The sequence below is a fragment of the Paenibacillus sp. TSA_86.1 genome, assembly GCF_052691815.1.
This window is the reverse complement of the sequence record NZ_JBQZGE010000002.1, coordinates 407,258-432,546: the sequence shown is the minus strand read 5'-3', so window position 1 is coordinate 432,546 and position 25,289 is coordinate 407,258. Positions and strand designations below refer to the sequence as shown.

Sequence of the window (25,289 nt, the reverse complement as noted above, 5' to 3'; positions counted from 1 at the left end):
CATGTATTCATGCATTCTCCACATTCCTAGAGAGCAATAATGCGAACCATGCAGACCGCCAACTTTGGCGGTCTTTTATCTATTTTCTAATCTGTTGTGTATTTTTTGATCGTTTTCTGATCATTTTTCTAACCTTTTAAGGGGATTTGATGCATGCAGTCCGAATAAAGTACAAGATAGGAATGTACCTATCCCTGAATCTTTTGGGTGATGGCTCGTGTATAAATAACCAACTTTGGAGGACTTCCATGTATAAACTGATGATTGTGGAGGACGAATTGCTGATGCGCGTGGGCATTCGTTCCATGCTGAACTGGGAAGAATACGGTTTTTGCGTGACAGGTGAGGCTAGTAATGGAAAAGAAGCACTGGAGCTTGCGCTTGAAAAGGTACCTGACTTGATCATTACAGACATCCGAATGCCCGTAATGGATGGATTAGCGTTAATCAAACAGTTATCCCCATCGTTAAAGAACTGTAAATACGTCATTCTGAGCAATTTTGATGAATTAGATTACGTGAAAAATGCTTTAAAGTTCGGTGCCACCGATTACTTGATTAAAAGCGAAATTAATGAGCAATCGCTCATCGAACTTTTGACAAATATACGGGAGAAGTTGCAAAGTGAACAGCATCCATTAAACGCCTTGCCCTATAAATCCCCCGATTATTCCAAGAGTATCCGATATTTAAAGGATAGTTTTTTTCAAGATGCTGTAAGCGGATTCATAAATGAAAAGGAATTGCTTACCAAAGCAGAAGAACTTCATTTTCGCATCCAATCCAACCACCTGGTGGTTATCAAATTCATCGTTAATCATTATGAGAAGGTCAAACGCAAGTACATTGAAAAAGGGGAAAAGCTGCTCCGTTTCTCGATACTCAACATTATGGAAGAGGTTATTCCATCCCGGTGGGCAAAGGAGATTTTTGTGGAAAGTTCGTCTGAATACTGGATAGTCGTAAACGTACGTTCTGACAAGGGCTCACATGTTGACGTGAACAAGCTGATTCGTAAAGTACTCACTTCCCTTAAGGATTTTATGAACCTGTCACTTACAGCGGGAGTAAGTTCGATTAGTTTCGGCTTTGTGTCGCTGCGGAAGGCTTGTCAGGAGGCAGAATTTGCGCTTAAGGAACGTTTTTTTACGGGTGAAAGCCAGATCCTGTATGTTGAGGATATACGTGAAACCCCCAGTAGGGAAGACGTTGAACATCTGCTGAGTCCTCAGCAGGAGCAACAATTCATGAAAATTTGTATGAGCAAAAATAAGGAGAAAGCCCGGCAATTTCTTGAAGAAATCTACATTGACCTGAAGACCGTAAGGGCAGGCGAGAACAGTATCCGCAAGCAATACCTTACGTTGCTCGAAACAATGCACGCCCATTTGCTGAACAGCACATCACGAAGCAAGCTTTCCATGACGGAGAAATCCCCCTATGAGATTGTCCTGAACGGGGAGCATTGGCAGGATATCCATGAGAATGTGCTGACGTATATCACGGAGACATTTAGCGCCAGCTCCCAGGTCACACATGAGCTCAAATACACAGACCTCGCAATAGACATCATCAACAGTTATTATGCAGAGGACCTTTCCCTGCAAAGTGTAGCTAGCCAGATTAACGTGAATCCGTCCTATTTAAGTCGTTTGTTCAAGCAGGAGAAGAAGGAAAATTTCATCTCATATCTGACCCGAGTTCGTATTAATCATGCGAAAGCTTTTCTGCTCAGCAAAGAGCTGAGAATATATGAAATTGCCGATAAAGTCGGGTATCACAACTACACGTATTTCAGTAAGATTTTCAAAAAGAACACAGGGCTTACGCCAGAGGAATATCGGGAACAGCAGCATGTGCATGCCATTCGGAAATAGAGGTGTGATCGATGAAATATAAGCGGCCTTTTCAGATTAAATACAAGATTATGGTGATCTGTATGATCGTCATCATCTTTCCTGTCGTTGTGATGACCATTAATTCGTACTATTCTTCGGAGCGATTATTATCACAAAATTACAATACATTACTCAGCGACTTAACCAAACAGACGAACATTCGCATTGACGAGTTTTTGAAAGAAATCGAAAAGATTACCCTGCTCGCCAGTAATGGACTCAGTGACAGTTTATCTGCTACCCATGAAGGCAGCTTTCCGATCCAGGATTTTCTGCGTGTAAGTAATGAAGAAAACGAAATCTCGGCATATAACATACTAATGAATTACATCATGATGAAGGATCGTGTATTTTCCATTTATCTCTACAATATGAACGGAGGAGAAGACCTGTTTGTAAGTCCACATCAACCGATTGACAAGGCCTTCAATGTGAGAAATGAGCTGTGGTTCAAGAAGTTTATGCATGAGGATGAGCGTACGATCACATTAACAACCCGGGTTGACAAGCAACTCGAAAATAAAGTACTGGCCGTGTCCCATGCACGAAAAATTCATGATGTCACGAACGGCAAATTGCTTGGCGTGATGGTGGTTAGCATCGATATTAAATTTATCGAAATCGTCAATCGTAACTTGCAGGAAGGACTTCGATCCAGATTCATGATCATTGATGAGGACGAAAAAATCGTTTACAACGTCAACGACCAGTTAATTGGCACCTTGTTTCGGGATAACGTTCGTCCATCCGAAGCAACCAACGTCGTGGTAAAGAGTCCGCTTAGTCAGCAGAAATGGACTACATATGTCTATATGCCGCTGGAAGAGCTAACTGCCGATGGTAGAATACTAGGTAAAAACCTCGTAACGCTAGCGATCGTCATGTCACTTTTCGCTGCCGTGATCTCCATTTTCCTGTCTCACGTCATTACACGTCCCATCAAAAAGCTGTTAAACAATATACGTCTTGTCGAAAAGGGGCAGTTTGAGCAGGTGCAGGATATTCGCTCTCGTGATGAGATTGGTCATTTATCCACCAGATTCAACCGAATGTCCCATGAATTGAAACGAATGGTGGAACGCATGCAGCAGGAAGAGATCGAGAAAGCCGCTGCCGAGATGCGGGCACTGCATGATCAGATTAACCCACACTTTCTGTATAATACTTTAGGTTCCGTGAAATGGATCGCTTCCATGCAGCAGGCCGACAAAATCGTGGATATGACTGATGCGCTGATCTCTATGCTCCGTTATGCAACCAAGTCCGATGGATGTCTCGTCATGATTCGTGAAGAACTGAATCACATTGCACATTACGTGACCATCCAAAATGTTCGATATTACGGCAGTATTCAGATGAAATATGAGATCGATGAGAACCTGCTGCATTATGCAATGCCTAAAATGATCCTGCAGCCCATCGTTGAGAACGCGTTCTTTCACGGCCTGGCCGAAATCGAAGAGGATGGCGTAATTACGATTCGAATAGGATCTCAGGAGGAAGACATCTGCATTGAAGTTTGTGATAATGGAACCGGCATGGATCAGAGTATGGTACGAGGCTTGATGGAGGAAAAGCATGAAACAGGAAATGGAGGCCGGGGGATAGGCCTCTATAATGTACAACGGCGTATTCAACTTCACTTCGGTGAGCCGTATGGGATACAGGTGAAAAGTGAGGTCGGCAAAGGAACAACGTTTGCGATTCTGCTTCCAGCGATCTCCTGTTTACCAGATAACAAGTGAATGTGGGTTAGACAGTCGCATGCGAAGTGGCCCTTGATGTCACACTTTAACCTTTAACACTGCCGAGTACCAGTCCTTTGGTAAAATACTTTTGCAAGAACGGATAGATCAGCAGAATCGGTATCGCACCGAGGAACATCTGCGCGGCTCGCCCTGTCCGGGCATTCATCATGGATAACAGTTGAGTGTAATCCGATCCGGATTTCAGCATCATCTGCTCAAAGCTTTGAAGCAGCGTCTGCAAATAGCTCTGTAACGGATAGTTGGCGGGATTGTTCATATAGATAATGCCGTCAAACCAGGAGTTCCAGTGACCCACAATGCTGAACAATCCAACCGTCGCGAGCGCAGGTTTAAGAAGCGGCAGCATAATGCGGATCAACACTTGCAGAGGGCCTGCGCCGTCAATGATAGCCGATTCTTCAATCTCTTCAGGAAGCCCACGAATAAAGTTCATCAGAATAATCATGCTGAACACAGGGAGCGCTCCTGGCAGAATCAGAGACCAGATGGAATCAATCAGTCCCATTTTCACTACAACGAGATAGGTTGGGATTAGACCGCCGCTAAACAGCATCGTTACGATAAAAAATCCCATGTAGACGTTGCGCCCCATCACTTTCTGTTTGGTTTTGGATAAAGGGTAGGCTGTGAGCACAATTAAAACCAGATTCACAAGTGTACCCAGAACCGTTCGCTGGATGGCAACCCATAGCGAGGAATAAAATGCGCCACCAGAAAGGGCAAACTCATAAGCTTTGGTTGTGAATTCGACAGGCCAGAAGGTAACACTTCCTGCCGATACCGCTGAACTGCTACTGAAGGACACAGCGAGTAAATTCACAAATGGCAACACACAGAGTAGCGAGATGGTCAGCAGGATGGTGTAATTTATAATAAGAAACACGCGTCTGCTTATACTTTTATCATAGATCATGCGAATATGCCCTCCTTAGAAGATACGGTAACCCGCCACGCGGTAAGCTAGAATGTAAGAGACAGCTACTAGAATGCAGGAGATCACGGATTTGAATAATCCAACGGCGGTCGCAATGGAATATTGGGCCTGCTGTATCCCCAGACGATAGACATAAGTATCGATAATATCACCGGTCTGATAAACGACAGGAGAGTAGAGATTGTAAATCTGGTCGAAACCGGCATTCAACACGTTTCCAAGGGAAAGCACAGACATCAGAACAATCGTTGGCATGAGTAGGGGCAGGGTGATATAGAGTGTTTGCTTCCAACGCTTGGCTCCATCGATCACTGCGGCTTCATATAGTCCGGGGTCAATGCTGGTTAAAGCCGCCAGATAAACGACCGTTCCAAAACCAAAACCCTTCCATATGTCACTCACGATCATTGTCCATGGGAAGATTGAAGGGGTACCGAGAAAAGAGATCGGCTTGACGCCAAACAAACTCAGAAACGTATTCACGATGCCATTCGCACTTAGAACATCCAGCATGATACCCGCCATAATGACCCACGACAGGAAATTCGGTATATACACGAGGGTCTGAAAGGTGCGTTTGATCCCGTTGTGCAGGACTTCGTTCAGTAGCAGCGCGAAAACAACCGGCACCACAATGCCGCCAAGCATTTTGAATATGGACATGTAGAGAGTGTTCCAGATCGTTCTCACAAAGTTAGGCTGATTGAATACATGCGTGAAATTGTCCCATCCGACCCACGGTGAGTTAAAGCCGAGACCGGGGTTATATTTTTGAAACGCAATAATGAGTCCATAGAACGGGATGTAGCTAAAAATAAATACCAGCACAACGCTGGGGATCAACATGAGGTGGTAAGGACTTTGCTGCTTCCATTTTTTCAGCATGGCTTTTCCTCCGTTCAGTTATCAAAAAGAGGGGATGAGAACGGGCTCACCCCCTCAGGCTTCACAGCGCAAATGCTTTATTTCCCGTAGGCTTCGTTGACTGCTTCAATGGCATTGTCTCCGCCAGCTGCTCGCCAGTTCTGTACGACCACGTCAAAATAATCGATGCTTTCGCTACCCATAACGATTTTCGTAAATCCTTCGGTCAGAATGTCATCCAGCGTTGTGCCGTAACTGGAGAGAGCTTCCGGCGTAACGCCCCATAGCGCAGTTTTGATATAGTTATTGCTATCAAGCACTTTTTTGGCCAGACCATACGCATTTTTCGGAGCTCCCTGCTGCAAGTAATCTCCAGTTGCGCCTGGTGTAGCATTTTTGATAAACTCCACGCTATTATTGTATTTCTGCCACATCCCTGAAGTCGTAAGTCTGCTCGTATCCTTCGTTTCAAGAGCTTTGGACACAGCCTCAAACTGCTCATAGTCCGAATTCGGATTAAGTACACGGAACGCACCAACCACGTGGGCAATATCATTGTCGAGCAGGGCAGACAGTGTCTCCGGCTTTTCCTTGCCATTACCTTCATCTACGATGTAGGCATAATCATTCAAGATTTCAATCACCGCTTGCGGATTGGCGGCATCCTTTTTCATAACAATGTAGTTATTGTTGGCAAAAAAGATGGACTGTTTCGCCTCCTTACCGTCCACGGTTGGAATGAGATATGGATAAAAGATCGCATCTTTGCCCAGATTGGCAATCGTATCTACGCCCGGATTATACCCCCACCACTGATAGTAAGGCTGGATGCCTACTTTACCAGCAACGATATCGGCATTCATCGCGTTGAAGTCTTTAATTGCAAATTCGGGATCAATAATGCCTAATTTATACCACTCCGCCCACTCGGCAAGCGCATTTTTCATTTCAGGTTGAATGGAGCCATAGGTGAGTTTTCCCGAATTATCTTCTATCCACATGTCGGGATGTGCATTCCATGCAATGGCAAGCAGATTGAGGTAGTCCAGGGATTGATCCACAGCGATGCCGTATCCGCCGTGTTTTTCCATAAATTTGAGTGCCATATTTTTAATATCTTCAACGGATTTCGGATCTTGCAGTTTAAGTTCCTCTTTCCAGTCGTTCCGTATCCAGATAAAGTCGGGCTGTTCAATTAATCCCCAGTGCATCTGCGGTATACCGTAGAGCTTCCCGTCTTTTTTTCCTGATTCGTAGCTGTCTGCATCCGCTCTCATATAACCTTTCAGACGCTCCGAGGCATGCTGTTCAAAGGCTTCGGTCAAATCCATGACCATATCGGCTTCAACCAACTGGCGTAGCTGAGAAGGGTTCACCCGGAAAACGTCAGGTAGTTCATTGGAAGAGATGGCGAGATTGAGTTTTGTTTCATATTCATCACTGACCCAGTCCGTCTTGACGTTAATGTTTAACTTCTCTTTATACCGGCGAGTCCAGACATTATTGGTGATATCATCGCCCTTTGGATATTTCGCTGAACTATACTCCGATGTGACCGTATGAATGGTGACTGCACCTGTGCCATCATCGTCCGCATCGGTCTGTGTTTTACCTTTTCCCGTGTCACTACAAGCTGTGATGAGCAGAGCGGACATACTCACCGACATGATTAGAAGCTTCATCTTTTGGTTCATTCACGTTCCCCCTCAAGTTCAAGTCATATTTAGGAAAGTTGTACTTGAAGATATTGTAATGGAGAATAAGAGGAGGGGATATAAACGTTATTGACCAGAATCTGTATGATTTTTTACTTTAGAGGGATGTAAGAAGTAAGAAGTGAGATGTGCATTGCACTTATTTTACCGGGTTGCACTTTATTGACCTAAGTGAATCGATGGAAGGGCATCAGACTCTGAATTCGTTTATCATAGTTCATCTTCTGTTCATATTGCATTCATTCTGGGGACATCCAAGCCGAGTACACTTGGTTTGATCGCAATATCCACCATAGAAAGAAACAGGACATAAAGGAGATGAAGGTGTTGATAGAACCAAGTCATTCGGACTCAAAAAAATCAAAAGCAAGCCAGTATTCCAAAACAAAGCGAGTTCTTCTACTTTTGCTAAAAATTATGGTTGCCATTGTCATCGTCATCCTGTTATTCATCGCGACTGTATTCACAGTGAATCAGGTCAGCAGTCATTCCGAGCAAAAAAGATTAGAGCATTACGGGCAGCAGGTGCCTGTCGATGGAAAGCATATGAACGTATTGATGCAGGGTGAGGGAAAAGAAACGGTTGTCATTTTGCCCGGGTTCGGAACAGCCTCGCCTGCGCTTGATTTTAAACCGCTCATATCCGAACTGAGTCCTCAGTATAAGGTCGTAGTCGTTGAACCTTTTGGATACGGATTAAGTGACCCGACGGACAAAGAGCGTAGTTCTGCTAACATTACACATGAGATCCATAGCGCTTTGCAGAGCCTGGGGATCAAACGTTATACGCTGATGGCTCACTCCATCTCTGGTCTCTATAGTCTGGATTATGTGAACCGATATGCAGATGAGGTACAAGCCTTCATTGGGTTAGATCACAGTGTTCCGTCTCTTAGTGAGCAAAAAGTTGAAGCATCCGACATCGAGCCCATTAAATGGTTCCGTAACCTCGGTTTTGCCCGTGTGCAGTTGAAGCTAAGTGATGACCCGTATGAAGGGCTTTCCTATGACGACGATACCAGAGATCAATTAAACATCTTCATCCGAAAAAATATGTATAATAACACACAATTAAACGAGGCCGTAAGCATGTATTCCAACTTCCAGGCAGCAAAACAGCTTACATGGCCGAGTGATTTACCTGTTCTTTTCTTTGTACAGAAGAACCACCCTGTCGTGAAAGAGTGGGTTCCAGAGCATCAAAAGCAGATGGCGAACTCGACACAAGGAGAACTGGTTTTACTGGAGGCCGGACATTACTTGTATCGCTCCCATCCCAAGGAGATTGCTGAGAAGATTAAAGAGTTCACCGAAAAAATCACTACACATTGAAGAAAACCGTTATGCGGCGTACTTGGAGTACCCGGATAACGTTTTTTTTGTTATTCTATTGTTTTACGGGCAACATGCAAATACATCATATAGTGAACATCAAATCAGGAGGTTTCTTTATGCATATTTTAGTTCTCGGAGCTACTGGACGTGTCGGAAGTCATATCGTTACATACGCGCTTCAGGACGGTCATCAGGTAACTGCATTGGTTCGTGCGCCAGAGAAAATAAACACGCGTCACGATCGCTTGACGATTATACAAGGTAACGTGCTGGAATCCCAAGATCTCCTCCGTGCCATACAAGGCACTGATGTGGTGATCAGTGCGCTGAATACGGATGGAACAACCACTCTTTCGGAAAGTATGCCGTTACTTATGGATGCTATGGTGCACGAAGGCATACAACGAATCATTACCGTGGGAACGGCTGGTATTCTGCAAAGCAGAACCGAGCCAGCGAAGCTGCGCTATCAATCCAGTGAATCCAAGCGCAAGTCAACCCGAGCGGCTGAGGAACATGAACGGGTGTATGCGCTGCTTAAAGAATCTAATCTGGAGTGGACCATGGTGTGTCCAACGTATTTGCCAGATGGGGAACGTCTTGGTACCTACCGGGTAGAACGAGATATGTTGCCAGAGAGCGGCACTGAAATTTCCGTTGGGGATACTGCTGAATTCACTTATCGTCAACTTATGGATCGTCAATTTATCAACTCGCGGGTAGGTATATGCTACTGAGGAATTTGGAACTTGAGGAACATAAATAACGTGTGGGAAAATATAGAAATTTTCTCTGATAACGCAAAAACATTCCGTCACATTCGCATGAAAAAAGCCTGACTCATTTAATAGGAGCCAGGCTTTTTTAGCCTATACAGAGCAGTGACTTGAGATTGAACAGAGTACCCTATCAAAGAACTTTAACCTATTCGAAAAATTACTTCATACGTCTGGAGATGGGGTGATCCTCATTCATTTGCAGCAAATCCCACAGGTTCCCATATAGGTCTTTAAATACAGCAACGATGCCATAGTCTTGTTCCTTTGGTTCTCTCACAAATTCAATGCCTTTGGCAACCATGTCCTTATAATCTCTCCAGAAGTCATCGGTATTCAGGAACAGAAAAACACGCCCACCAGCTTGGTTACCGATAAACGGCTCTTGCTCCGGTTTGGAAGCTCTAGCGAGTAATATGGTTGTGCCAATCGAACCAGGAGGGGCAACCACCACCCATCTTTTATCCTGCTCAGGTTGATAGGTGTCTTCAAGCAATGTGAAGTTCAATTTTTGAGTATAAAACTCGATCGCTTCATCATAATCGTTAACGACCAAGGCGATATGTATAATCGACTGAATCATAAGGGGGCCTCCATTTCATCTTTTGGTCAACGATACAGTTATACCATTGTAATTGAAGAGACTACAACGGTAAATAAGGAAAAGCAGGAAGTTTCCCTACTCCTAAACTCTGATTTGCAGTATGATATATACTAGGTTAAGCGCTTTCTTTTAGATCAAATTCAATATACATACTTAGGAGGCTACTAAACTTGTTGAATACAAACACAAATTACACAGGATATCTTTTTGTGCATTTTATCGGCGAGCAGCCCGATGGAGAGCAGGTTTATTTTTCATATAGCGAGGATGGCCTTCATTGGAAGGACTTAAACGGGGGTAAGCCCGTATTGCGCTCCAATCTGGGGGAACAGGGTGTACGCGACCCGTTTCTCATTCGCTCCGCTAAGGAGAATAAGTTTTATCTGATTGCAACCGATCTACGAATCGCAAGCGGCAAAGGCTGGGGTGTTGCTGTAAACGAAGGCAGTCGTGATATTGTCGTATGGCAGTCCAGTAATCTCATGGATTGGTCTTCTCCTTGGACAGTTACACTTGGCACCCCGGGTGCAGGTTGTGTGTGGGCACCTGAAGCCGTATATGATGAAGCGGCTGATGAGTTTCTTGTATTCTGGGCCTCAGCCACACAAGATGCAGATGAATCTGAACGTAAACAAAAGATTTACAGCGCACGCACCAAAGACTTCCGTACATTCACTCCATCGGAAAAGTATATCGAGCGTGAAAATCACATCATTGATACAACCATTCTTGCTTCATCTGGTTCTTACTACCGATACTCCAAAGATGAAACAACCAAAAACATTCGTGTTGAAAAGGGGAACTCTCTGGACAAGGATGCCTTCACTCCAATCCATGCGCCAGTGCTGGAAGCGCTGATGGGTGTAGAAGGGCCGCAGATATTTAAATTTAATGACCGGGATGAGTGGTGCCTGATTGTGGATCGTTTTGCAGAGGGGAAGGGGTATCTTCCGCTGTTGACGACTGATCTGGATAGCGGAAACTTCCGAATAGCTTCAGATGATGAGTTTGATATGGGAAAAACCCAAAAGCGGCACGGCGGCATTCTGCCAATCACCGCGGAAGAAGGAAATCGTCTACTGGCCGCTTATGGAGACGGTCACCAGGTACTGGCTGGTCAATACGCTGACCCTGATGTGGCGAAGTTTGGCGACCGCTATTATATGTATCCTACTACGGATGGCTTCGACGGGTGGTCAGGTACGCAGTTTAAGGTGTTTTCCTCCAGCGATCTGCAATATTGGCAGGATGAAGGGATTATTCTTGATCTGGCAACGGATGATGTGCCTTGGGCCATCGGGAATGCATGGGCACCAGCGATAGCCAGCCGCAACAACAAATATTACTATTACTTCTGCGGCAAAATGCCTAATCAGGAAAGTGCTATTGGTGTCGCTGTTGCCGATTCCCCAACAGGTCCATTCCGAGCGGAGCCTCAGCCTTTGATTACAATGGACCAATTAAGACGTCTTGGGATCACGATGGGGCAAGCTATTGATCCTTCAATCTATGCAGAGCAGGATGGCAAGATGTATCTGTTGTTTGGCAACGGAGATGCTGCTATTGTTGAGCTCGGTGACGACATGATTACTGTTCATGAAGAAACGATGCGTAACCTTGCAGGATTGCATGATTTCAGGGAGGCCGTAACGGTGTTAAAGAAGGATGGCCTGTATCACTTCACATGGTCTTGTGATGATACGGGAAGTGAAGATTACCATGTCAATTACGGTACGTCGGAAAGCCTCTATGGCCCGGTGACTTATCACTACCCTGTTTTAAGTAAAAATGTAGAAAAAGATATGCTTGGAACAGGACATCACTGTATTTTCCATGATTCTGAAACGGATCAGTACCACATGGCTTACCATCGTTTTGTCACTCCGTTATCGCGGTTCTCCGAGGGGAAAGGGTACCATCGGGAAGTGTGTATTGACCCGATTCAGTTTGGAGCAGATGGTCGTATGAAGCCTATTGTTTTGTGAAATGATGTGATGGTTGAACAGTATTGAAGCGAACAATCACGATACAAAACCGAAGCAATTCAAATAGAGTATCGTAATGGAGATTCATCATTTGTACGTCTCATGGAAGCCGCTAACCATAGCGGCTTTTTTAGATTTTGCTTATATACGTACATGGGCCGAATTATCGCTGTTACACAAGAGAGAGTGACTGCTTGCAGAAGAATTCCTTTTATCGATGAAACGTTTCGAGTTGAAAATCAAAAGATAAACCTAAATAAAACTTCAAAAGTAAGGGTTTTCATTTTGTTATTTACCAGGTATGTACATTCGTGATATCATAAATGCGAAACGTTTCGAATTCATTTTTGAAGGGAGAAAAGAGATGAACATTGTAAAAAGGTTAGGATTCATTTTAACTTTTTGTCTGTTTGCCAGCACAGCTTTCGCTCCTGTCATATCTGCACATGATTCAGGCAAGCCGCCAGGCTTCAAACCGGAATTGAAAGCGGTTGCCAAAAAAACGTACAAGTACTTCAAAGATTTTACCGATCCCAAAACCGGGTTGACGTATGATGAAGTGCGAATGAAGGAAACGGGAACGGAAGAAGCCAAGCTTACCTCACCAACAAACATTGCGATGTACATGATGAGTACCGTTTCTGCGGAACGAATGGGCCTGCTTTCGAAGAAAGAAGCCGTATCCCGCCTGAAAACAACGTTAAACACGCTGGAGAAGATGGATAAGTGGAATGGGCTCTTTTATAATTGGTACAACACGGACGATGGTTCCGTCAAAAAAGATTGGGGGCAATTTATATCACAGGTAGATAACGGCTGGTTATCCGCAGGATTAATCGTCGTTGGACAAGCGTATAAAGAGTTAAATGCACAAACCAGCGCTCTCGTTAAACAGATGAACTATACAACGTTATACGATCCGGAAGTCGGCCAATTCCGTGGTGGCTATGATGTCGCGAAAGGCGCACTGACAGAGCATCATTATGGGTCCTTTTATACGGAACCTCGTGTAGGAAGTTATATTGCCATCGGTAAAGGAGATGTACCAAAAGAACATTGGTGGAAGATGTACCGCACGATGCCACTTGAATGGGATTGGCAGTCTCAGATTCCTCAAGGTCAAACGGTGAATTATGATGGCGTCGATGTCTTCGAAGGAAGTTATGAGTATAAAGGTAAAAAGTTTGTTCCTAGCTGGGGAGGCAGTATGTTTGAAGGACTGATGCCGGGTCTGGTGATCAAGGAAAAAGACTTGGGTACTCAGGCACTAGGTCTAAACAATAAACGTCATGTCGATCTGCAAATCGAATATGCCAAAGAAAAAGGGTATGCAGCATGGGGATTCTCCCCGTCAGCAACACCTACCGGATATAGTGAGTTTGCAGCAACACCGCTTGGCATCTCAGGTTACAAAGACGGAGCAACGGTAACTGCGCATGCAACATTCCTTGCCTTGGACTATGCGCCTGAAGAGGCACGCAAAAACATCAAAACACTGAAAAAGTTAAACATGATGGGGAAATACGGCTTATATGACTCCATTAATCTGGAGACCAGAGAAATCGCCAAAGCTTATCTGGCACTGGATCAGGGCATGATTATGGTATCTATTGCGAACTATCTGGAGGATGGAGTTATCCGTGATTATTTCCACAGCGATCCCATCGGTCAGAAACCAGAAGAATTGTTAAAAAAAGAAGTGTTCTCCATTCAGTAGACCCGATTCAAATGGAACGAGGCATCGCTTGATGACGCTTCGTTCCTTTTTTTGTTGAATAGGCATATGACTTTTTTATGTATAACATAGTTTAAATTGTTTACTACATATTTTTAAGCTTTTACGATCGTTACAATAACTTATAAGAGAAGTAGTTGATTTTTACTTCATGAAAACTGCAGGGGGGATAACAAGTGAATGATTTTTTTAGAATTGATAAGGATGAAGAGCGGCAAGCGTTATTAATCAGAGCAAGGAAGGTTGCTTTATCAGCAATCCAACAGTATGATTTAGAATGGGATAAAATCGAGTTTATTCAACTATCTGAATCGATCACGTATAAAATTGAAACCAGTACAGCTAACCATTATTTGCTTCGCATTCATTCGGACCGATTGAGCAGAGAGGAAATTCGTTCGGAGCTCCTACTGTTACAAGCACTAAAAAAATCGAAAGAACTAAATGTATCCGAAGGGATACCAAGTTGTGATGGTATTTATGTTTTGGAGATTGAAACAGAAATGGGATATAGACGGCCTTATGTAACAATGATGCGGTGGATCGAGGGTGAAAAAACAACAGGGGAATTTACGGATAGTCATGCGTATAATATGGGAGTAATGATAAGCAGGCTCCATGCAGCAGCAAAGGATTTCAATCCACCTTCTGATTTTGTAAGGTCTGCTTGGGGAGTAGAAAGCTTTAAACGAGAACTGGCTAAGTTGGAACGTTACCATCAACGTTTTTTATCCGAAAAGGCATGGAAGCTGTATCAAGATGCAGCGGAGAAGGTTGTATCCCAACTTACCACTATGCGTCCAACTGAACATAACTACGGACTAATTCATGCTGATTTACATACCGGTAATATGGTTTTTAACGATGATCAACCTTCACCGATTGATTTTGAAAGATGTGGGTACGGGTATTTTCTCTACGATATGGCAGGCACCATGCTGGAGCTTTGGCCTAAACATCGATGGCAGCTTATCAAAGGTTATGAGAGTATTAAGAAGCTGGAAGCGGACTATACTCGAGATCTGGAATGTTTTTTCATCATGTTCATGATCGAGAACTTCTGCCATCACGCCTCCGATCCAAGAGAAACAGCCAGTTTAATCGATGAACAAAAATATGCCCAAGCATACATAAGAGAATATTTGAACGGTAATCCATTTTTATTCGAAGTGGTCGAGCCTGTAAAAATGGATTAATACTAGCTTTCAGACGGAACGAAACGGAGAACCTACCCCGAATCTTTCCGTCTTTTTCTTGGTGTTTTGCTTCAAAAGAATAAACGATCACCCCCGCCTAATACGTCTCACATTCCTATTCATTAGACGACGAACCACATGGCTGAATATCATTCTCTTGATTGGATTTAACTTTTGGGGATGGAGAGAAAAGAATTGATCTGGATTGTCAAACGTACCGAAATCCTGGACAATGCCTTCTTTCCGCACATAGGTGTCATTTTCATTCCAAAAAATAGCAGGTTTCTGAAAATCGTCCGTAGCCACTCCATAACCACAAAATGAACCCGTACATTGCTCGAACTTTTGCTGAAGCTTGCTCAGATAAGAGAGATCAACGATGAAACCCTCCATATTTAACCACCTGTCGTTATATAAGACTTCAATCCAGCTATGGATGATCTCTTTCGGAGAAAGGTGATAGTACCAGCCATTCATAGCTCCTTTTTGCAATTGCTTATGAATCGTAAAACCGTGAGTGCGGCAATGGATGCCCAGTACTCTGAGCAATGCCATGAACAAAATACCTTTTGTATTGCACTGCCCGTAGCCGTCTTGCAGCACTTCTGAAGCTTGAATATCATCACCGCGATTATAACCAAATTCAATCTCGTCACGAACGTAATTATATACGTGCAGAATCTGCTCCTTTACAGGGAGTGAGGCCCAATTACGACTGCGAATGAGACTCTGGATGGCCGAGTGATTAAAGTTTAACAATTCCGTCTGCTCGAGATAGTGATTCATGTTATTCATGATGAGCACCTCCTGTAAAGATTGTATCGTCAGTACAGAGAGGAAACTTGCAAAAACAGTACGAATAGAGTGCTCCGAATCCGTGCAATTCTTCATCAATTGGATCAGTTCCTTGATTCGAGAGTCCGTGATTGCAGGTTGCATGATGTCCAGATGAAAGAAAGTCATGAGTATCACCTCATAGATAAAATAAGTACATGCTCACTGTCTATTACACTACTTATGGGATAACTTTCAAATAGATTGTATCATCTAATCGCCTAAAGTGGAGATACATATGTGGTGGATGAAAAGGATATTTTATCTGCATATCAAGGGAAAACGGAAGAGGTTAGTTGAGCGGATCAGAGAACATTGGTCAGATCGTTAAAGGTGATGTTCATCAGCGCTATTATCTATTATGATAAAGCTTAATGAATATTTTCATAACAACTTCATGACATGGAGGTAAAATAATGACTCTAACTCAGAGAAAAATAGCAATCATCACAGGTGCCAGCGATCCAAGAGATATGGGCAGTGCTTTTTGCCGCAAGTTAGCTTCCAGAGATATTGATATTTTCTTCACATACTATAAGGCTGACCCTGAATGGATCAATGCCTTTCACAAGGAAATAGAAGATATGGGGGTCCGCAGTGCATCCATCGAGATCGATCTATCAGACCGTGATGCAGCTCATCAAGTATATGAACGTGCGGTCCAGCAGCTGGGACAACCCTCTATACTGATTAATAATGCGGCTTATGGTGTCAACACCGATTACAAGTCCTTTGACGCCGATCTCATGGATAAACACTATGCTGTTAATATGCGATCGACGTTTCTACTGTGTGCGAAATTCGCCCAGGAATTTGAAAAATCCAATCTAACCTCAGGCAGAATTATCAACATGACGTCGGGACAGGATATATCGCCGATGCCGGGCGAATTAGCTTATGTTGCAACCAAGGGTGCGATTTCCGCCTTTACCACGTCTTTATCCCGTGAACTTGCACCATTGAAGATTACCGTAAATGCCGTAAATCCGGGGCCGACGGATACAACGTGGATGGACGACTCCATTCGTGATTTTCTATTGCCAAAATTCCCATTAGGAAGGATCGGGGCACCTGAGGATGCAGCCAACATTGTTGATTTTCTGGTCAGTGAAGCAGGAGCTTGGATCACGGGTCAGGTCATTCATTCTGAAGGTGGATTTATAAGGGAATAATCGAATACGGCTGACGAAAATAATAGATTGAACTCATAAAAAAGCTCAGCTAAGTTAGCTGGGCTTTTTCCAAGATATAATCAAAGTCTTGAACGAGGGATAGAACGCTCTTCCAATTAACTCAAGAAATACCGCTGTGCCATTGGAAGTTCGTCAACCGGATGGCATCGCAGTGTTTCACCATTCACGGATACCGTATATTTTTTCGGATCAACCATAATATTCGGGGTTTCTCCGTTCAAAATCATATCTTTTTTGCTAGCCGCACGACAGCCCGTTACAGGTTTTAATGATTTACTGAGTCCAAGAGGGGAGAGAGTGCCTGCATCGATGGAAGCTTGTGAAACAAAGGTCGCACAAATGGCTGAACGTGCTTGGCCATAACCTCCAAACATCGGTCTGTACATGTATGGCTGTGGTGTAGAGATGGTGGAGTTCGGATCTCCCATCACACTATGAATAATCATGCCGCCCTTAACGACAAGTTGCGGTTTAACTCCGAAGAAAGCTGGTTTCCACAGGACGAGATCTGCCATTTTACCGACTTCAATTGAACCTACGTATGTGGAAATGCCATGGGTTATTGCAGGATTAATCGTGTATTTCGCAATATATCGTTTTACGCGCTCATTATCAGCCTGATGATCACCGGTAAGCGAACCACGTTGTTTTTTCATTTTATCCGCCGTCTGCCATGTTCGGATTGCCACCTCACCTACACGTCCCATCGCTTGTGAATCTGAACTGGTCATACTGATTGCACCGATATCATGTAAAATATCTTCCGCTCCAATCGTCGTCTCACGTATCCTTGAAGCGGCAAAAGCCACATCTTCCGGAATTTTAGGATCCAGATGATGACAGATCATTAACATATCCAAATGCTCATCGACCGTATTTCGAGTGTATGGCATAGTGGGACTGGTGGAAGAGGGGAGCACGTTCGGCATGGAAGCGACACGTAACAAATCCGGCGCATGACCACCGCCTGCTCCTTCCGTATGATAGGTATGAATGGCACGGCCATTGAACGAACGCAAACTGTCTTCGACATACCCGGCTTCATTGAGAGTATCCGTATGGATATTGACCTGAATATCATATTGTTCTGCCACACTTAAACATTTATCGATAACATAAGGGGTACTGCCCCAGTCTTCATGAATCTTCAGTCCGCCGACACCAGCAAGTACTTGTTCCATCAACGCTTCAGGCCTGGAACTGTTCCCCCGACCAAGCATGACAAAATTCATGGGCAGTGAATCAAGTGCCTGCAGCATGCGTTCAATATGCCACACCCCTGAGGTACAGTTCGTGGCAAGCGTACCTGTAGCCGGGCCGGAGCCTCCACCAACCATCGTGGTAATCCCACTTTGCAATGCAATCTCAATTTGCTGCGGAGAGATGAAGTGAACGTGGCTGTCTACACCGCCAGCGGTCACGATCAAATTTTCTCCAGAGATCACCTCTGTACCCACCCCAATAACCATGTCGTGATCGACACCATCCATCATCATTGGATTTCCAGCTTTGCCGATGCCCCGGATTAGTCCATCCTTAATCCCGATATCAGCTTTAACAATTCCCCAAGTATCGACTATAACAACATTGGTGATGACCGTATCCAGAACACCTTCGTCCCGGGTCGCTAAAGGATGTTGTCCCATGCCATCTCTAACGGTTTTACCTCCGCCAAAAACACACTCATCTCCATACACCGTGAAGTCTTTTTCGATCTCAATTTTTAACGAGGTATCCGCGAGCCGAATCCGGTCTCCTGTCGTTGGACCATACATGCTTGCATACGTCGCGCGATCAATCGTATTCATGACTCAGCCCTCCCGTTAGTTAACCCGGCAAACCCATGGATTTCTTTCGTACCGCCAATCTCAACGAGTGTAATCTCATGTATTTCTCCCGGTTCGAAGCGAACGGAGAGACCTGAAGCAATGTCCAGCCGATATCCTTTGGTTCCTTCGCGGTCAAATGATAAAGCAGGGTTCGTTTCAAAAAAGTGAAAGTGTGATCCGACCTGAATAGGACGGCTTCCCGTATTGGTCACGGAACGGGTCATTCGTTTCCGGTCAGGCAGCAGCACAATGGGGTCATCCGAAAATTCGTATTCACCGGGTATAATCGCACCATCGATCCGGGCAACTGGCTCATGTACAGTCACCAGCTTCGTTCCATCCGGGAACGTAGCTTCAATCTGGACTTCGCTCAGCAGCTCAGCTACGCCATCCATTACCTGATTCGCAGCCAAGAGGTGACGAGCTTCTTCCATCAGTTGTTTCACGGTTTTTCCATCCCGCGCACCTTCTACAACAAATCCTGAAATATAGGCAGCCGCTTCCGGATAATTGAGCTGAACGCCTCGTTTCAGCCTTTTATCGGCCATATCTGCAGCTAGATACATCAGTAATTTTTCGCGTTCCTGTACAGTTAAATGCATAGTCAGCAACTCCTTTGCCGGGTTAAAATAATGAGAAATAACAGGATGAATATCATGTAATCTTTTTCCAATAATCACTTATGTTTGAAAATGTAACATGCTTGTCGGTGTCAGTCAAACAAGAATGTCAAATAACATAACATCATGAGTTTGATTTGTGCAAGATAACAAATGATTTTGAAAAAGGATCTTATAAACATGAATTTAGATCTAACCACGAAAAAATAGACCCTAACCTTAAATGCGGAGGTTGGGTCTAAATTAGAGAAATTAGATAAGTTTAAGTGAATTATCCTAACTGGGGCGGTTACTCATTTCAATCTCAGGATTGTCAAAACTGCTAAAATAATTTTCTGTTGAAACACGCCCTGATTCAATTAAGACATTCTTTTCTAATTCCGTAATGTTAAAATTTACTGCTGAGGTTTTGTTGGTGTTTAATACATAGACAGTCCGGTCTGAATCAAGATCTTGCAAGCTAACATTTTGCTGAAAGTCTAAAATAGAACCGATTAAATTTTTTGTGAAGTCATACACATTTTTTACTTCTCTCTTTTTGGGAGCTAACCCCAATAAGATATCCCGCTGGGTCGAGTTTTCGATTCTAAATCCTAGTGTCTCCGTATTTGTAATAAACGGATCAGAGAGACTTTCTAATTGATATTCGTCATATGATTCAGTGGTAATCCCATTTTCAATATTGTTTAGATAACTCTTTCTATCAAATATTTTAATTGGATAGTTGAGTAGCACGCCTCCATCTACATAAATATCTTCTTTGAACTCAACCGCTTCAAAAAATAAAGGTATAGACATTGAAATACGAACAGCATCTGCTATTCTCATATCACTGTATTTTTCATGAGAAAAAATAGTAGAGAAGTGTGTATTTATATTGGTCCCGATAATGTAAAGATCTTTGAATGACTTTTCCACTTTTTGTCTCTGAAGATCCCCAAATGTAGTATCTGAATTACCCGTTTTACATTTAACTTTTTCTTCTAGCCAACTCAACATTGCTTTTCCTTTATGCCAACCATATTTATTAAACAGTCTGCTGGTATCACGTATGATCCCCCAATCGTCATCAACAAACTGTCTTAAATCAAGCTCTTTGAGTTCCTTCATGATTTCTGTACTTGAGTAATTAAGACTAATAAGAAGAGCTACGATGGCTCCGGCAGATGTTCCACCTACCCTTGAAATGTTAGAAAAGACATCTCTCTTTTGTAAAACTTCTACGACCCCTACATAAGCACACCCTAGTACGCCTCCACCTTCAAAGACCAAATTTTTAAAATGATATGTCACTAAAACCATCTCCATTTTTAGTTTTTAGTAATTAATGTTTTCATTTTTTCCAATTTAAATACTTTCATTCAAACAAGACCGCGTTAGGTTTGGCATATCTGATCTGAATAAAAATAATATCACTTGACCTTAGGTCTGACTCAACCCATATGCTTCATGTTGTATTTGCAACTGCAAACATCATGGAGATGGATACGGTAGGGCTATAACATGGACGTACATAACCAAAAGGAAGAATCTTCGGTCTAGACTTGGCAAGAGCACTAGCTATCATTGGTATAATTCTGGTCAATTATAAGCTGGGAATAATTCCAACCGCCGGGCCGGAATGGTTACAAACGGCAACGGGAGCAATCGAGGGACGTGCTTCAGCGCTGTAAGGTGCTCAATCCTTATTCGGTACGAAACCGATGCCTCCCAACCCGATGTATTTCTGCGCCGCAGCCGCATCAGCACTCGCCGTGCTGATCATCTGTATTCAAGTAGCAGAGAGGTGGAGATTTCGCCTCTGGGTTCAAGCGTTAATTAGCACAGGACAACTGTCGCTGACACATTATGTAGCGCATGTTATTATGGGACTTGCCCCACTTCAGTTATTGGACGTATTAGAGAATGGTAGTGTAATGTTTTCAACGTTCTATGCATTTCTGTTCTATGCTGCTGCCATCGTATTTTCAGTCTACTGGAAGAAACAGTATAATCACGGCCCGTTGGAAAAGTTGATGTCGCGATGGGAGTAAGTAAATTCTAGAAGATTGAGGTTTTATAATGACTAAATATATAATTGGAATGGATCTGGGCGGCACGAATATCAAATCCGCTATTTTTAATACAGAATTCAAGAAAATCCACGAACGAAGTGATGCCACGGAAGCCGATAAAGGCTCAAACCATGTGTTACATAAAATGGCGAACATAACTCAAGAAATGATGTTGGCCGAAGGAATCGATGCAGATGAGGTAAATTGCATGGGTATAGGCATACCTGGCTTATTAGATCCACAAACGGGTTTATCTATATTTTCGCCTAATTTCACCGAATGGGAGAATGTCCATGTCGTGAATCATATGAACCAACATCTTGATTTCCCCATTTTTATCGACAATGATGTACGTGTTAATCTATATGGTGAATGGCTGTTTGGTGTAGGCGTCGGTTGCCGCAACTTGGTATTAATCACCTTAGGAACCGGTCTAGGCTCTGGAATCATCAATGACGGGAAGGTAATCTACGGAGCAACCTCAAGTGCAGGGGAAATTGGACACATGAATATGTATAGAGAAGGCCGTCTTTGTCGTTGCGGGAGTTCAGGTTGCCTGGGCAGATACGTATCTGCCATTGGAATGGTTCGAACGTTGACGGAAAAGCTGGAGGCAGGCCGATCCAGTATGATTACGGAGTGGGTAGAAGGAGATCCGTCCAGAATTACCGCTCATATGATCTCGAATGCGTATGACCTTGGCGACGCACTTGCTGTTGAAGTCATGCACGAAACAGGAGAGATATTGGGTTTCGGCCTTTCCAATGTGATCAATATGTTGAATCCAGAAATGATTATCGTAGGTGGCGGCATGTCCGCAGCTGGTGATCGCCTTCTGAACACCGTTCGTAATACCGTTCAAAATCATTCATTAAAGCTCGCTTCTGGAGCTTGTACTATTGCGCAAGCCCAATTGGGCGGACAAGCGGGTGTGATCGGTGCTGCAGCATATGCGAATCACAGACTACTTACGAACACCGGAATGTAACTTGTAAGTTACTAAATAGACCTTCAAAAGCCGATTTAAAGCGGCTTTTGAAGGTTTCTGATCAAATTTAATTTAATCTTGTTTTCTTTGATCTTTAAATTGTTTAGGAGTACATCCCGCATACGTTTTAAAGACTTTCGCAAAATAACTCTGATCGTAGAAGTTCAAAAGAGTAGAAATCTCCGCCAATGAATAGTGAGAATACGTCAACAAATGTTGAGCTTCTTCAATTTTCGTTTTCAGAATAAACTGCGAAATGGAGATGCCTACTTCTTTTTTGAACAGATTGGATAAATAATTCGGATGCAACGAAGTGATTTTAGCCAGTTGTGCGATCGTAATCCGTTCATTTAAATGGTTGAAGATATAGTTTTGGCATATGTTAATCGGTTTCGAGTATTTGTGTTTTTTACTACGCTTCACACGTTCCGCAAAATCAAGCAGAGCCACCTCCATTAAATCCTCCACCGCTTGGCTGTCGGTTAAGTCCTCAATTTTAAGGATATAAAAATCACTAAGATTATAAGCAATCTCTTGAAAAACACCACCTTCTACCGCTGACCTTGTTGCAAGCGTGACAAGAGAGATCGCCAGATTCTTTTGACTACGCAGATAACTCGTCTTGGATAACACACTCTTTTTGCCTTGTTTGTGAATGGTATGAAAGGATTCTAGCACCTTATCGGTTCTGCCCAATCGAATGAAATCAAATACTTGCTTCTCTTTATCGATTTCCGTGTGAACGAGATTATTTAGACGGTCGTCTATGATTTGCTTATACGTTTGCTCGATTTCCAGCGTTTTTCTCCAACGCTCATCCTCATTTTTCATTAAGATTTCGTCGAGCGTTAGCTTTTCCTGATAGAGCATGAAATACATCGTCATACTAAGATTAATCAATTTAAAAGTACTCATCACAGGGACTCCGTCGTAATACATCTTCATTTCGTGATGATCCGCTTTGGCTAACAAATCACTTAGAGTAACACGAATGATTTCCTCTGTCATTTTAAAATTGATAATCGGGCCTACAATGATGATTCCGATCCACTGATGATCCGAACGAATACGTATTGCGAAAAATTTCTCCAAATAGATTGTTTCACGAAGGACGGGGAATGGCTCGATTTGCGTGCTGGAAAACAGGTCTGTCATGATCTTATCGTCAGAGGGAAATAAGGGATTATGCTGAAAATCCGCAGGGGTAACCTGATAGATTAGCTTGTAATCGTTATCAAAATAGTAGACGGGTACATTGTATAAATGATGAGTCATATTACATATATATTCAACGTTTTCATCCGAGAAATTATACATCACCAAGCCTCCGTTCCAGTCTAAGAAGTGAAAAACACATGTGAATATTCTTATTTACATGTGAAACTTACCATATGAAACCTCACAAGACCGATTATAATTTGTCATGAAATCGATTTCAAGCATAGATTTAAGGGGGATCAGCTACTTAACCAATATAAAAAACGACCCACACCCTGAATTGAGAGCGTTATCAAATGATCCGATTTGTATTGCAATAAAACACAACAATAGGTTACTCCAAATTTTGAATAAAGAGGTGGATTTTTATGCGTCCTTTCGGATATAAGGATAAATTCGGCTATTTGTTTGGTGATTTTGGAAACGATTTCTTTTTCGCCCTGGTTGGCTCATTTTTGATGGTCTATTACACGGATGTCTTTCATATTAACCCGGCTGCGGTTGGAGGGTTATTCCTGTTAGCTCGTTTGTGGGATGCCATAGCCGATGTCACGTGGGGACGTTTTATTGATACGCGGAAAGCAAGCAAACATGGTAAATTCAAACCATGGATTTATCGAATGTCATTTCCGCTTGTGATCTCCGGGGTACTTATGTTTGTCTACATCCCTGGAATGTCGGATGGATTCTATCTTGCCTACGCTTATGTTACTTACATTCTGTGGGGGACGTTGTATAGCACCGTTAATATTCCTTATGGTTCCATGGCCTCAGTCATTACATCTGACCCTGTGGAGCGTACCGTATTATCTACATGGAGATCGCTTGGAGCCACTTTAGCTCAATTATTTGTAGGCGTTGTGGGTCCATTATTATTGTTTGTAAACAACGAAGCAAATGCGAGCCGTTTTTTACTGGGAGCTGTTATTTTTGGAATATTGTCCATTGCTTCTTATATGGCGTGTTATAAATTATCGCTAGAACGTGTTATCCCGGATATGGATGAGAAGCCAAACACCAATTTGAGAAAGACATTATATGGACTTTTGAAAAATAAACCACTCATCATATTTCTGATCGGATCGCTCATTTTCTTAATCAATTTAATGTTGCTTGGTACGGTCAATACGTATTTGTTCAAGGACTATTTCGGGAATGCCCAGTTACTTAGTGTGTTCAGTCTAGTTCAAGCTGCGCCTATATTCATTGGAATGCCGTTAGTCAAACCGCTCGTAGCAAAGTTCGGTAAAAAAGAAGTCGCCGCTGCAGGCTTTTTACTCTCAACGCTCGTATACTTGCTGCTGTATTTCATTCCGAATCTTTCGGCTGTTCAATACATGTCGATCCTGTTCGTTGGGTTGTTTGGATACGCTCTGTTCAATCTGATCAGCTGGGCGTTTATTACAGACCTGGTTGACTATCATGAACATGTTACAGGGCTTCGGGAGGATGCGACGATATACTCCATTTATTCCTTTTCGCGTAAAGTCGGGCAGGCTGTTGCGGGCGGTATTGGCGGGGTAGCCATGGCGGCTGTCGGGTACAATGCTGCAATGCATGTGCAAACCCCACGTACACTTGAAGGCATCTATTTCTTGGCAACGCTTGTTCCGGCTATAGGTCTGTTTCTTGTATTTATCTGCATTGCTTTCCTATATCCATTAAACAAAAAACGTACGGCACAACTTGTAAGCGATATCAAAGAAAAACGAACGAACTGATGCCCGAAGCCCATTTCACAA

The 25,289-nt window shown here is 43.2% G+C and carries 20 protein-coding genes; 11 read left to right on the top strand and 9 right to left on the bottom strand.

Annotated elements, in window-relative coordinates; genetic code table 11:
• Window positions 1-248 precede the first annotated feature (248 nt).
• Window positions 249-1,877 carry a response regulator gene (locus ACUTVW_RS07995; RefSeq protein ID WP_445645281.1) on the top strand — a complete coding sequence of 543 codons (1,629 nt, stop codon included), beginning with the start codon at window positions 249-251 and terminating at the stop codon, window positions 1,875-1,877.
• A gap of 11 nt (window positions 1,878-1,888) precedes the next feature.
• On the top strand, window positions 1,889-3,643 hold the full coding sequence (locus ACUTVW_RS07990; RefSeq protein WP_445645280.1) for a cache domain-containing sensor histidine kinase: 1,755 nt from the start codon (window positions 1,889-1,891) through the stop codon (window positions 3,641-3,643).
• A 46-nt stretch (window positions 3,644-3,689) separates the two neighbouring features.
• On the opposite strand, the gene ACUTVW_RS07985 is transcribed toward ACUTVW_RS07990, so the two are convergent.
• The 3 genes from ACUTVW_RS07985 to ACUTVW_RS07975 all read right to left on the bottom strand — a co-directional run bounded on the left by ACUTVW_RS07985 (window position 3,690) and on the right by ACUTVW_RS07975 (window position 7,159).
• Window positions 3,690-4,580 carry a carbohydrate ABC transporter permease gene (locus ACUTVW_RS07985; protein WP_090916140.1) on the bottom strand — a complete coding sequence of 297 codons (891 nt, stop codon included), beginning with the start codon at window positions 4,578-4,580 and terminating at the stop codon, window positions 3,690-3,692.
• A gap of 15 nt (window positions 4,581-4,595) precedes the next feature.
• Window positions 4,596-5,486, bottom strand: coding sequence for an ABC transporter permease (locus ACUTVW_RS07980; RefSeq protein ID WP_090916142.1), 891 nt, complete (start codon window positions 5,484-5,486; stop codon window positions 4,596-4,598).
• Window positions 5,487-5,563: 77 nt separating this feature from the next.
• Window positions 5,564-7,159 (bottom strand): hypothetical protein, encoded by a 1,596-nt coding sequence (locus tag ACUTVW_RS07975; RefSeq protein ID WP_445645279.1) that lies wholly within the window; start codon window positions 7,157-7,159, stop codon window positions 5,564-5,566.
• Window positions 7,160-7,498: 339 nt separating this feature from the next.
• Here ACUTVW_RS07975 and ACUTVW_RS07970 point away from each other — a divergent pair, with 339 nt between their 5' ends.
• Both ACUTVW_RS07970 and ACUTVW_RS07965 read left to right on the top strand, forming a co-directional pair.
• Window positions 7,499-8,512, top strand: coding sequence for an alpha/beta fold hydrolase (locus tag ACUTVW_RS07970; protein WP_445645278.1), 1,014 nt, complete (start codon window positions 7,499-7,501; stop codon window positions 8,510-8,512).
• Window positions 8,513-8,631: 119 nt separating this feature from the next.
• Complete coding sequence (locus tag ACUTVW_RS07965; protein WP_445645277.1) at window positions 8,632-9,252, top strand: NAD(P)-dependent oxidoreductase; 621 nt, start codon at window positions 8,632-8,634, stop codon at window positions 9,250-9,252.
• 199 nt (window positions 9,253-9,451) lie between these two features.
• Here ACUTVW_RS07965 and ACUTVW_RS07960 read toward each other — a convergent pair whose 3' ends face one another.
• Window positions 9,452-9,874, bottom strand: a complete 423-nt coding sequence (locus ACUTVW_RS07960) for a VOC family protein (protein ID WP_445645276.1) — start codon at window positions 9,872-9,874, stop codon at window positions 9,452-9,454.
• Between the two features lie 191 nt (window positions 9,875-10,065).
• Between ACUTVW_RS07960 and ACUTVW_RS07955 the strand changes: the two genes are divergently transcribed.
• The 3 genes from ACUTVW_RS07955 to ACUTVW_RS07945 all read left to right on the top strand — a co-directional run bounded on the left by ACUTVW_RS07955 (window position 10,066) and on the right by ACUTVW_RS07945 (window position 14,811).
• Complete coding sequence (locus ACUTVW_RS07955) at window positions 10,066-11,880, top strand: family 43 glycosylhydrolase (protein ID WP_445645275.1); 1,815 nt, start codon at window positions 10,066-10,068, stop codon at window positions 11,878-11,880.
• Between the two features lie 364 nt (window positions 11,881-12,244).
• The gene (locus ACUTVW_RS07950) at window positions 12,245-13,597 is read left to right on the top strand and encodes a glucoamylase family protein (RefSeq protein ID WP_445645274.1); all 1,353 of its coding nucleotides are present in this window, start codon (window positions 12,245-12,247) and stop codon (window positions 13,595-13,597) included.
• Window positions 13,598-13,791: 194 nt separating this feature from the next.
• On the top strand, window positions 13,792-14,811 hold the full coding sequence (locus tag ACUTVW_RS07945; protein WP_445645273.1) for a phosphotransferase enzyme family protein: 1,020 nt from the start codon (window positions 13,792-13,794) through the stop codon (window positions 14,809-14,811).
• Between the two features lie 87 nt (window positions 14,812-14,898).
• Here ACUTVW_RS07945 and ACUTVW_RS07940 read toward each other — a convergent pair whose 3' ends face one another.
• Complete coding sequence (locus tag ACUTVW_RS07940; RefSeq protein WP_445645272.1) at window positions 14,899-15,606, bottom strand: transglutaminase-like domain-containing protein; 708 nt, start codon at window positions 15,604-15,606, stop codon at window positions 14,899-14,901.
• Between the two features lie 455 nt (window positions 15,607-16,061).
• On the opposite strand from ACUTVW_RS07940, the gene ACUTVW_RS07935 reads away from it, so the two are divergent.
• Window positions 16,062-16,817 (top strand): SDR family oxidoreductase, encoded by a 756-nt coding sequence (locus tag ACUTVW_RS07935; protein WP_445645271.1) that lies wholly within the window; start codon window positions 16,062-16,064, stop codon window positions 16,815-16,817.
• A gap of 116 nt (window positions 16,818-16,933) precedes the next feature.
• Here the strand turns inward: ACUTVW_RS07935 and ureC are convergent, their stop codons facing one another.
• The 3 genes from ureC to ACUTVW_RS07920 all read right to left on the bottom strand — a co-directional run bounded on the left by ureC (window position 16,934) and on the right by ACUTVW_RS07920 (window position 20,580).
• A complete protein-coding gene (gene ureC, locus ACUTVW_RS07930; protein WP_445645270.1) occupies window positions 16,934-18,646 on the bottom strand; it encodes an urease subunit alpha in 1,713 nt (570 codons plus the stop codon).
• Window positions 18,643-19,269 (bottom strand): urease subunit gamma, encoded by a 627-nt coding sequence (gene ureA, locus ACUTVW_RS07925; RefSeq protein ID WP_445645269.1) that lies wholly within the window; start codon window positions 19,267-19,269, stop codon window positions 18,643-18,645. The genes ureC and ureA overlap by 4 nt, the downstream gene beginning before the upstream one ends.
• Window positions 19,270-19,563: 294 nt before the next feature.
• On the bottom strand, window positions 19,564-20,580 hold the full coding sequence (locus ACUTVW_RS07920; RefSeq protein WP_445645268.1) for a patatin-like phospholipase family protein: 1,017 nt from the start codon (window positions 20,578-20,580) through the stop codon (window positions 19,564-19,566).
• Between the two features lie 410 nt (window positions 20,581-20,990).
• Between ACUTVW_RS07920 and ACUTVW_RS07915 the strand changes: the two genes are divergently transcribed.
• Both ACUTVW_RS07915 and ACUTVW_RS07910 read left to right on the top strand, forming a co-directional pair.
• Complete coding sequence (locus ACUTVW_RS07915; RefSeq protein ID WP_445645267.1) at window positions 20,991-21,320, top strand: DUF418 domain-containing protein; 330 nt, start codon at window positions 20,991-20,993, stop codon at window positions 21,318-21,320.
• A 28-nt stretch (window positions 21,321-21,348) separates the two neighbouring features.
• Entirely contained in the window at window positions 21,349-22,329 is a 981-nt protein-coding gene (locus ACUTVW_RS07910; protein ID WP_445645266.1) for an ROK family protein, read from the top strand.
• A 72-nt stretch (window positions 22,330-22,401) separates the two neighbouring features.
• Here the strand turns inward: ACUTVW_RS07910 and ACUTVW_RS07905 are convergent, their stop codons facing one another.
• The gene (locus ACUTVW_RS07905; protein ID WP_445645265.1) at window positions 22,402-23,646 is read right to left on the bottom strand and encodes an AraC family transcriptional regulator; all 1,245 of its coding nucleotides are present in this window, start codon (window positions 23,644-23,646) and stop codon (window positions 22,402-22,404) included.
• A gap of 269 nt (window positions 23,647-23,915) precedes the next feature.
• Here ACUTVW_RS07905 and ACUTVW_RS07900 point away from each other — a divergent pair, with 269 nt between their 5' ends.
• The gene (locus ACUTVW_RS07900; protein WP_445645264.1) at window positions 23,916-25,268 is read left to right on the top strand and encodes an MFS transporter; all 1,353 of its coding nucleotides are present in this window, start codon (window positions 23,916-23,918) and stop codon (window positions 25,266-25,268) included.
• The last annotated feature ends 21 nt before the right edge of the window (window positions 25,269-25,289 follow it).

What these genes read in the sequence shown, in the direction of transcription:
- ACUTVW_RS07915 (WP_445645267.1), top strand. Translation starts at nt 20,991, where the DNA reads ATGCCTCCCAACCCGATGTATTTCTGCGCCGCAGCCGCATCAGCACTC.
- ACUTVW_RS07995 (WP_445645281.1), top strand. Translation starts at nt 249, where the DNA reads ATGTATAAACTGATGATTGTGGAGGACGAATTGCTGATGCGCGTGGGC.
- ureC (WP_445645270.1), bottom strand. Translation starts at nt 18,646, where the DNA reads ATGAATACGATTGATCGCGCGACGTATGCAAGCATGTATGGTCCAACG.
- ACUTVW_RS07935 (WP_445645271.1), top strand. Translation starts at nt 16,062, where the DNA reads ATGACTCTAACTCAGAGAAAAATAGCAATCATCACAGGTGCCAGCGAT.
- ACUTVW_RS07975 (WP_445645279.1), bottom strand. Translation starts at nt 7,159, where the DNA reads ATGAACCAAAAGATGAAGCTTCTAATCATGTCGGTGAGTATGTCCGCT.
- ACUTVW_RS07985 (WP_090916140.1), bottom strand. Translation starts at nt 4,580, where the DNA reads ATGATCTATGATAAAAGTATAAGCAGACGCGTGTTTCTTATTATAAAT.
- ACUTVW_RS07980 (WP_090916142.1), bottom strand. Translation starts at nt 5,486, where the DNA reads ATGCTGAAAAAATGGAAGCAGCAAAGTCCTTACCACCTCATGTTGATC.
- ACUTVW_RS07900 (WP_445645264.1), top strand. Translation starts at nt 23,916, where the DNA reads ATGCGTCCTTTCGGATATAAGGATAAATTCGGCTATTTGTTTGGTGAT.
- ACUTVW_RS07940 (WP_445645272.1), bottom strand. Translation starts at nt 15,606, where the DNA reads ATGAATAACATGAATCACTATCTCGAGCAGACGGAATTGTTAAACTTT.
- ACUTVW_RS07965 (WP_445645277.1), top strand. Translation starts at nt 8,632, where the DNA reads ATGCATATTTTAGTTCTCGGAGCTACTGGACGTGTCGGAAGTCATATC.
- ACUTVW_RS07990 (WP_445645280.1), top strand. Translation starts at nt 1,889, where the DNA reads ATGAAATATAAGCGGCCTTTTCAGATTAAATACAAGATTATGGTGATC.
- ACUTVW_RS07970 (WP_445645278.1), top strand. Translation starts at nt 7,499, where the DNA reads ATGAAGGTGTTGATAGAACCAAGTCATTCGGACTCAAAAAAATCAAAA.
- ACUTVW_RS07905 (WP_445645265.1), bottom strand. Translation starts at nt 23,646, where the DNA reads ATGTATAATTTCTCGGATGAAAACGTTGAATATATATGTAATATGACT.
- ureA (WP_445645269.1), bottom strand. Translation starts at nt 19,269, where the DNA reads ATGCATTTAACTGTACAGGAACGCGAAAAATTACTGATGTATCTAGCT.
- ACUTVW_RS07950 (WP_445645274.1), top strand. Translation starts at nt 12,245, where the DNA reads ATGAACATTGTAAAAAGGTTAGGATTCATTTTAACTTTTTGTCTGTTT.
- ACUTVW_RS07960 (WP_445645276.1), bottom strand. Translation starts at nt 9,874, where the DNA reads ATGATTCAGTCGATTATACATATCGCCTTGGTCGTTAACGATTATGAT.
- ACUTVW_RS07910 (WP_445645266.1), top strand. Translation starts at nt 21,349, where the DNA reads ATGACTAAATATATAATTGGAATGGATCTGGGCGGCACGAATATCAAA.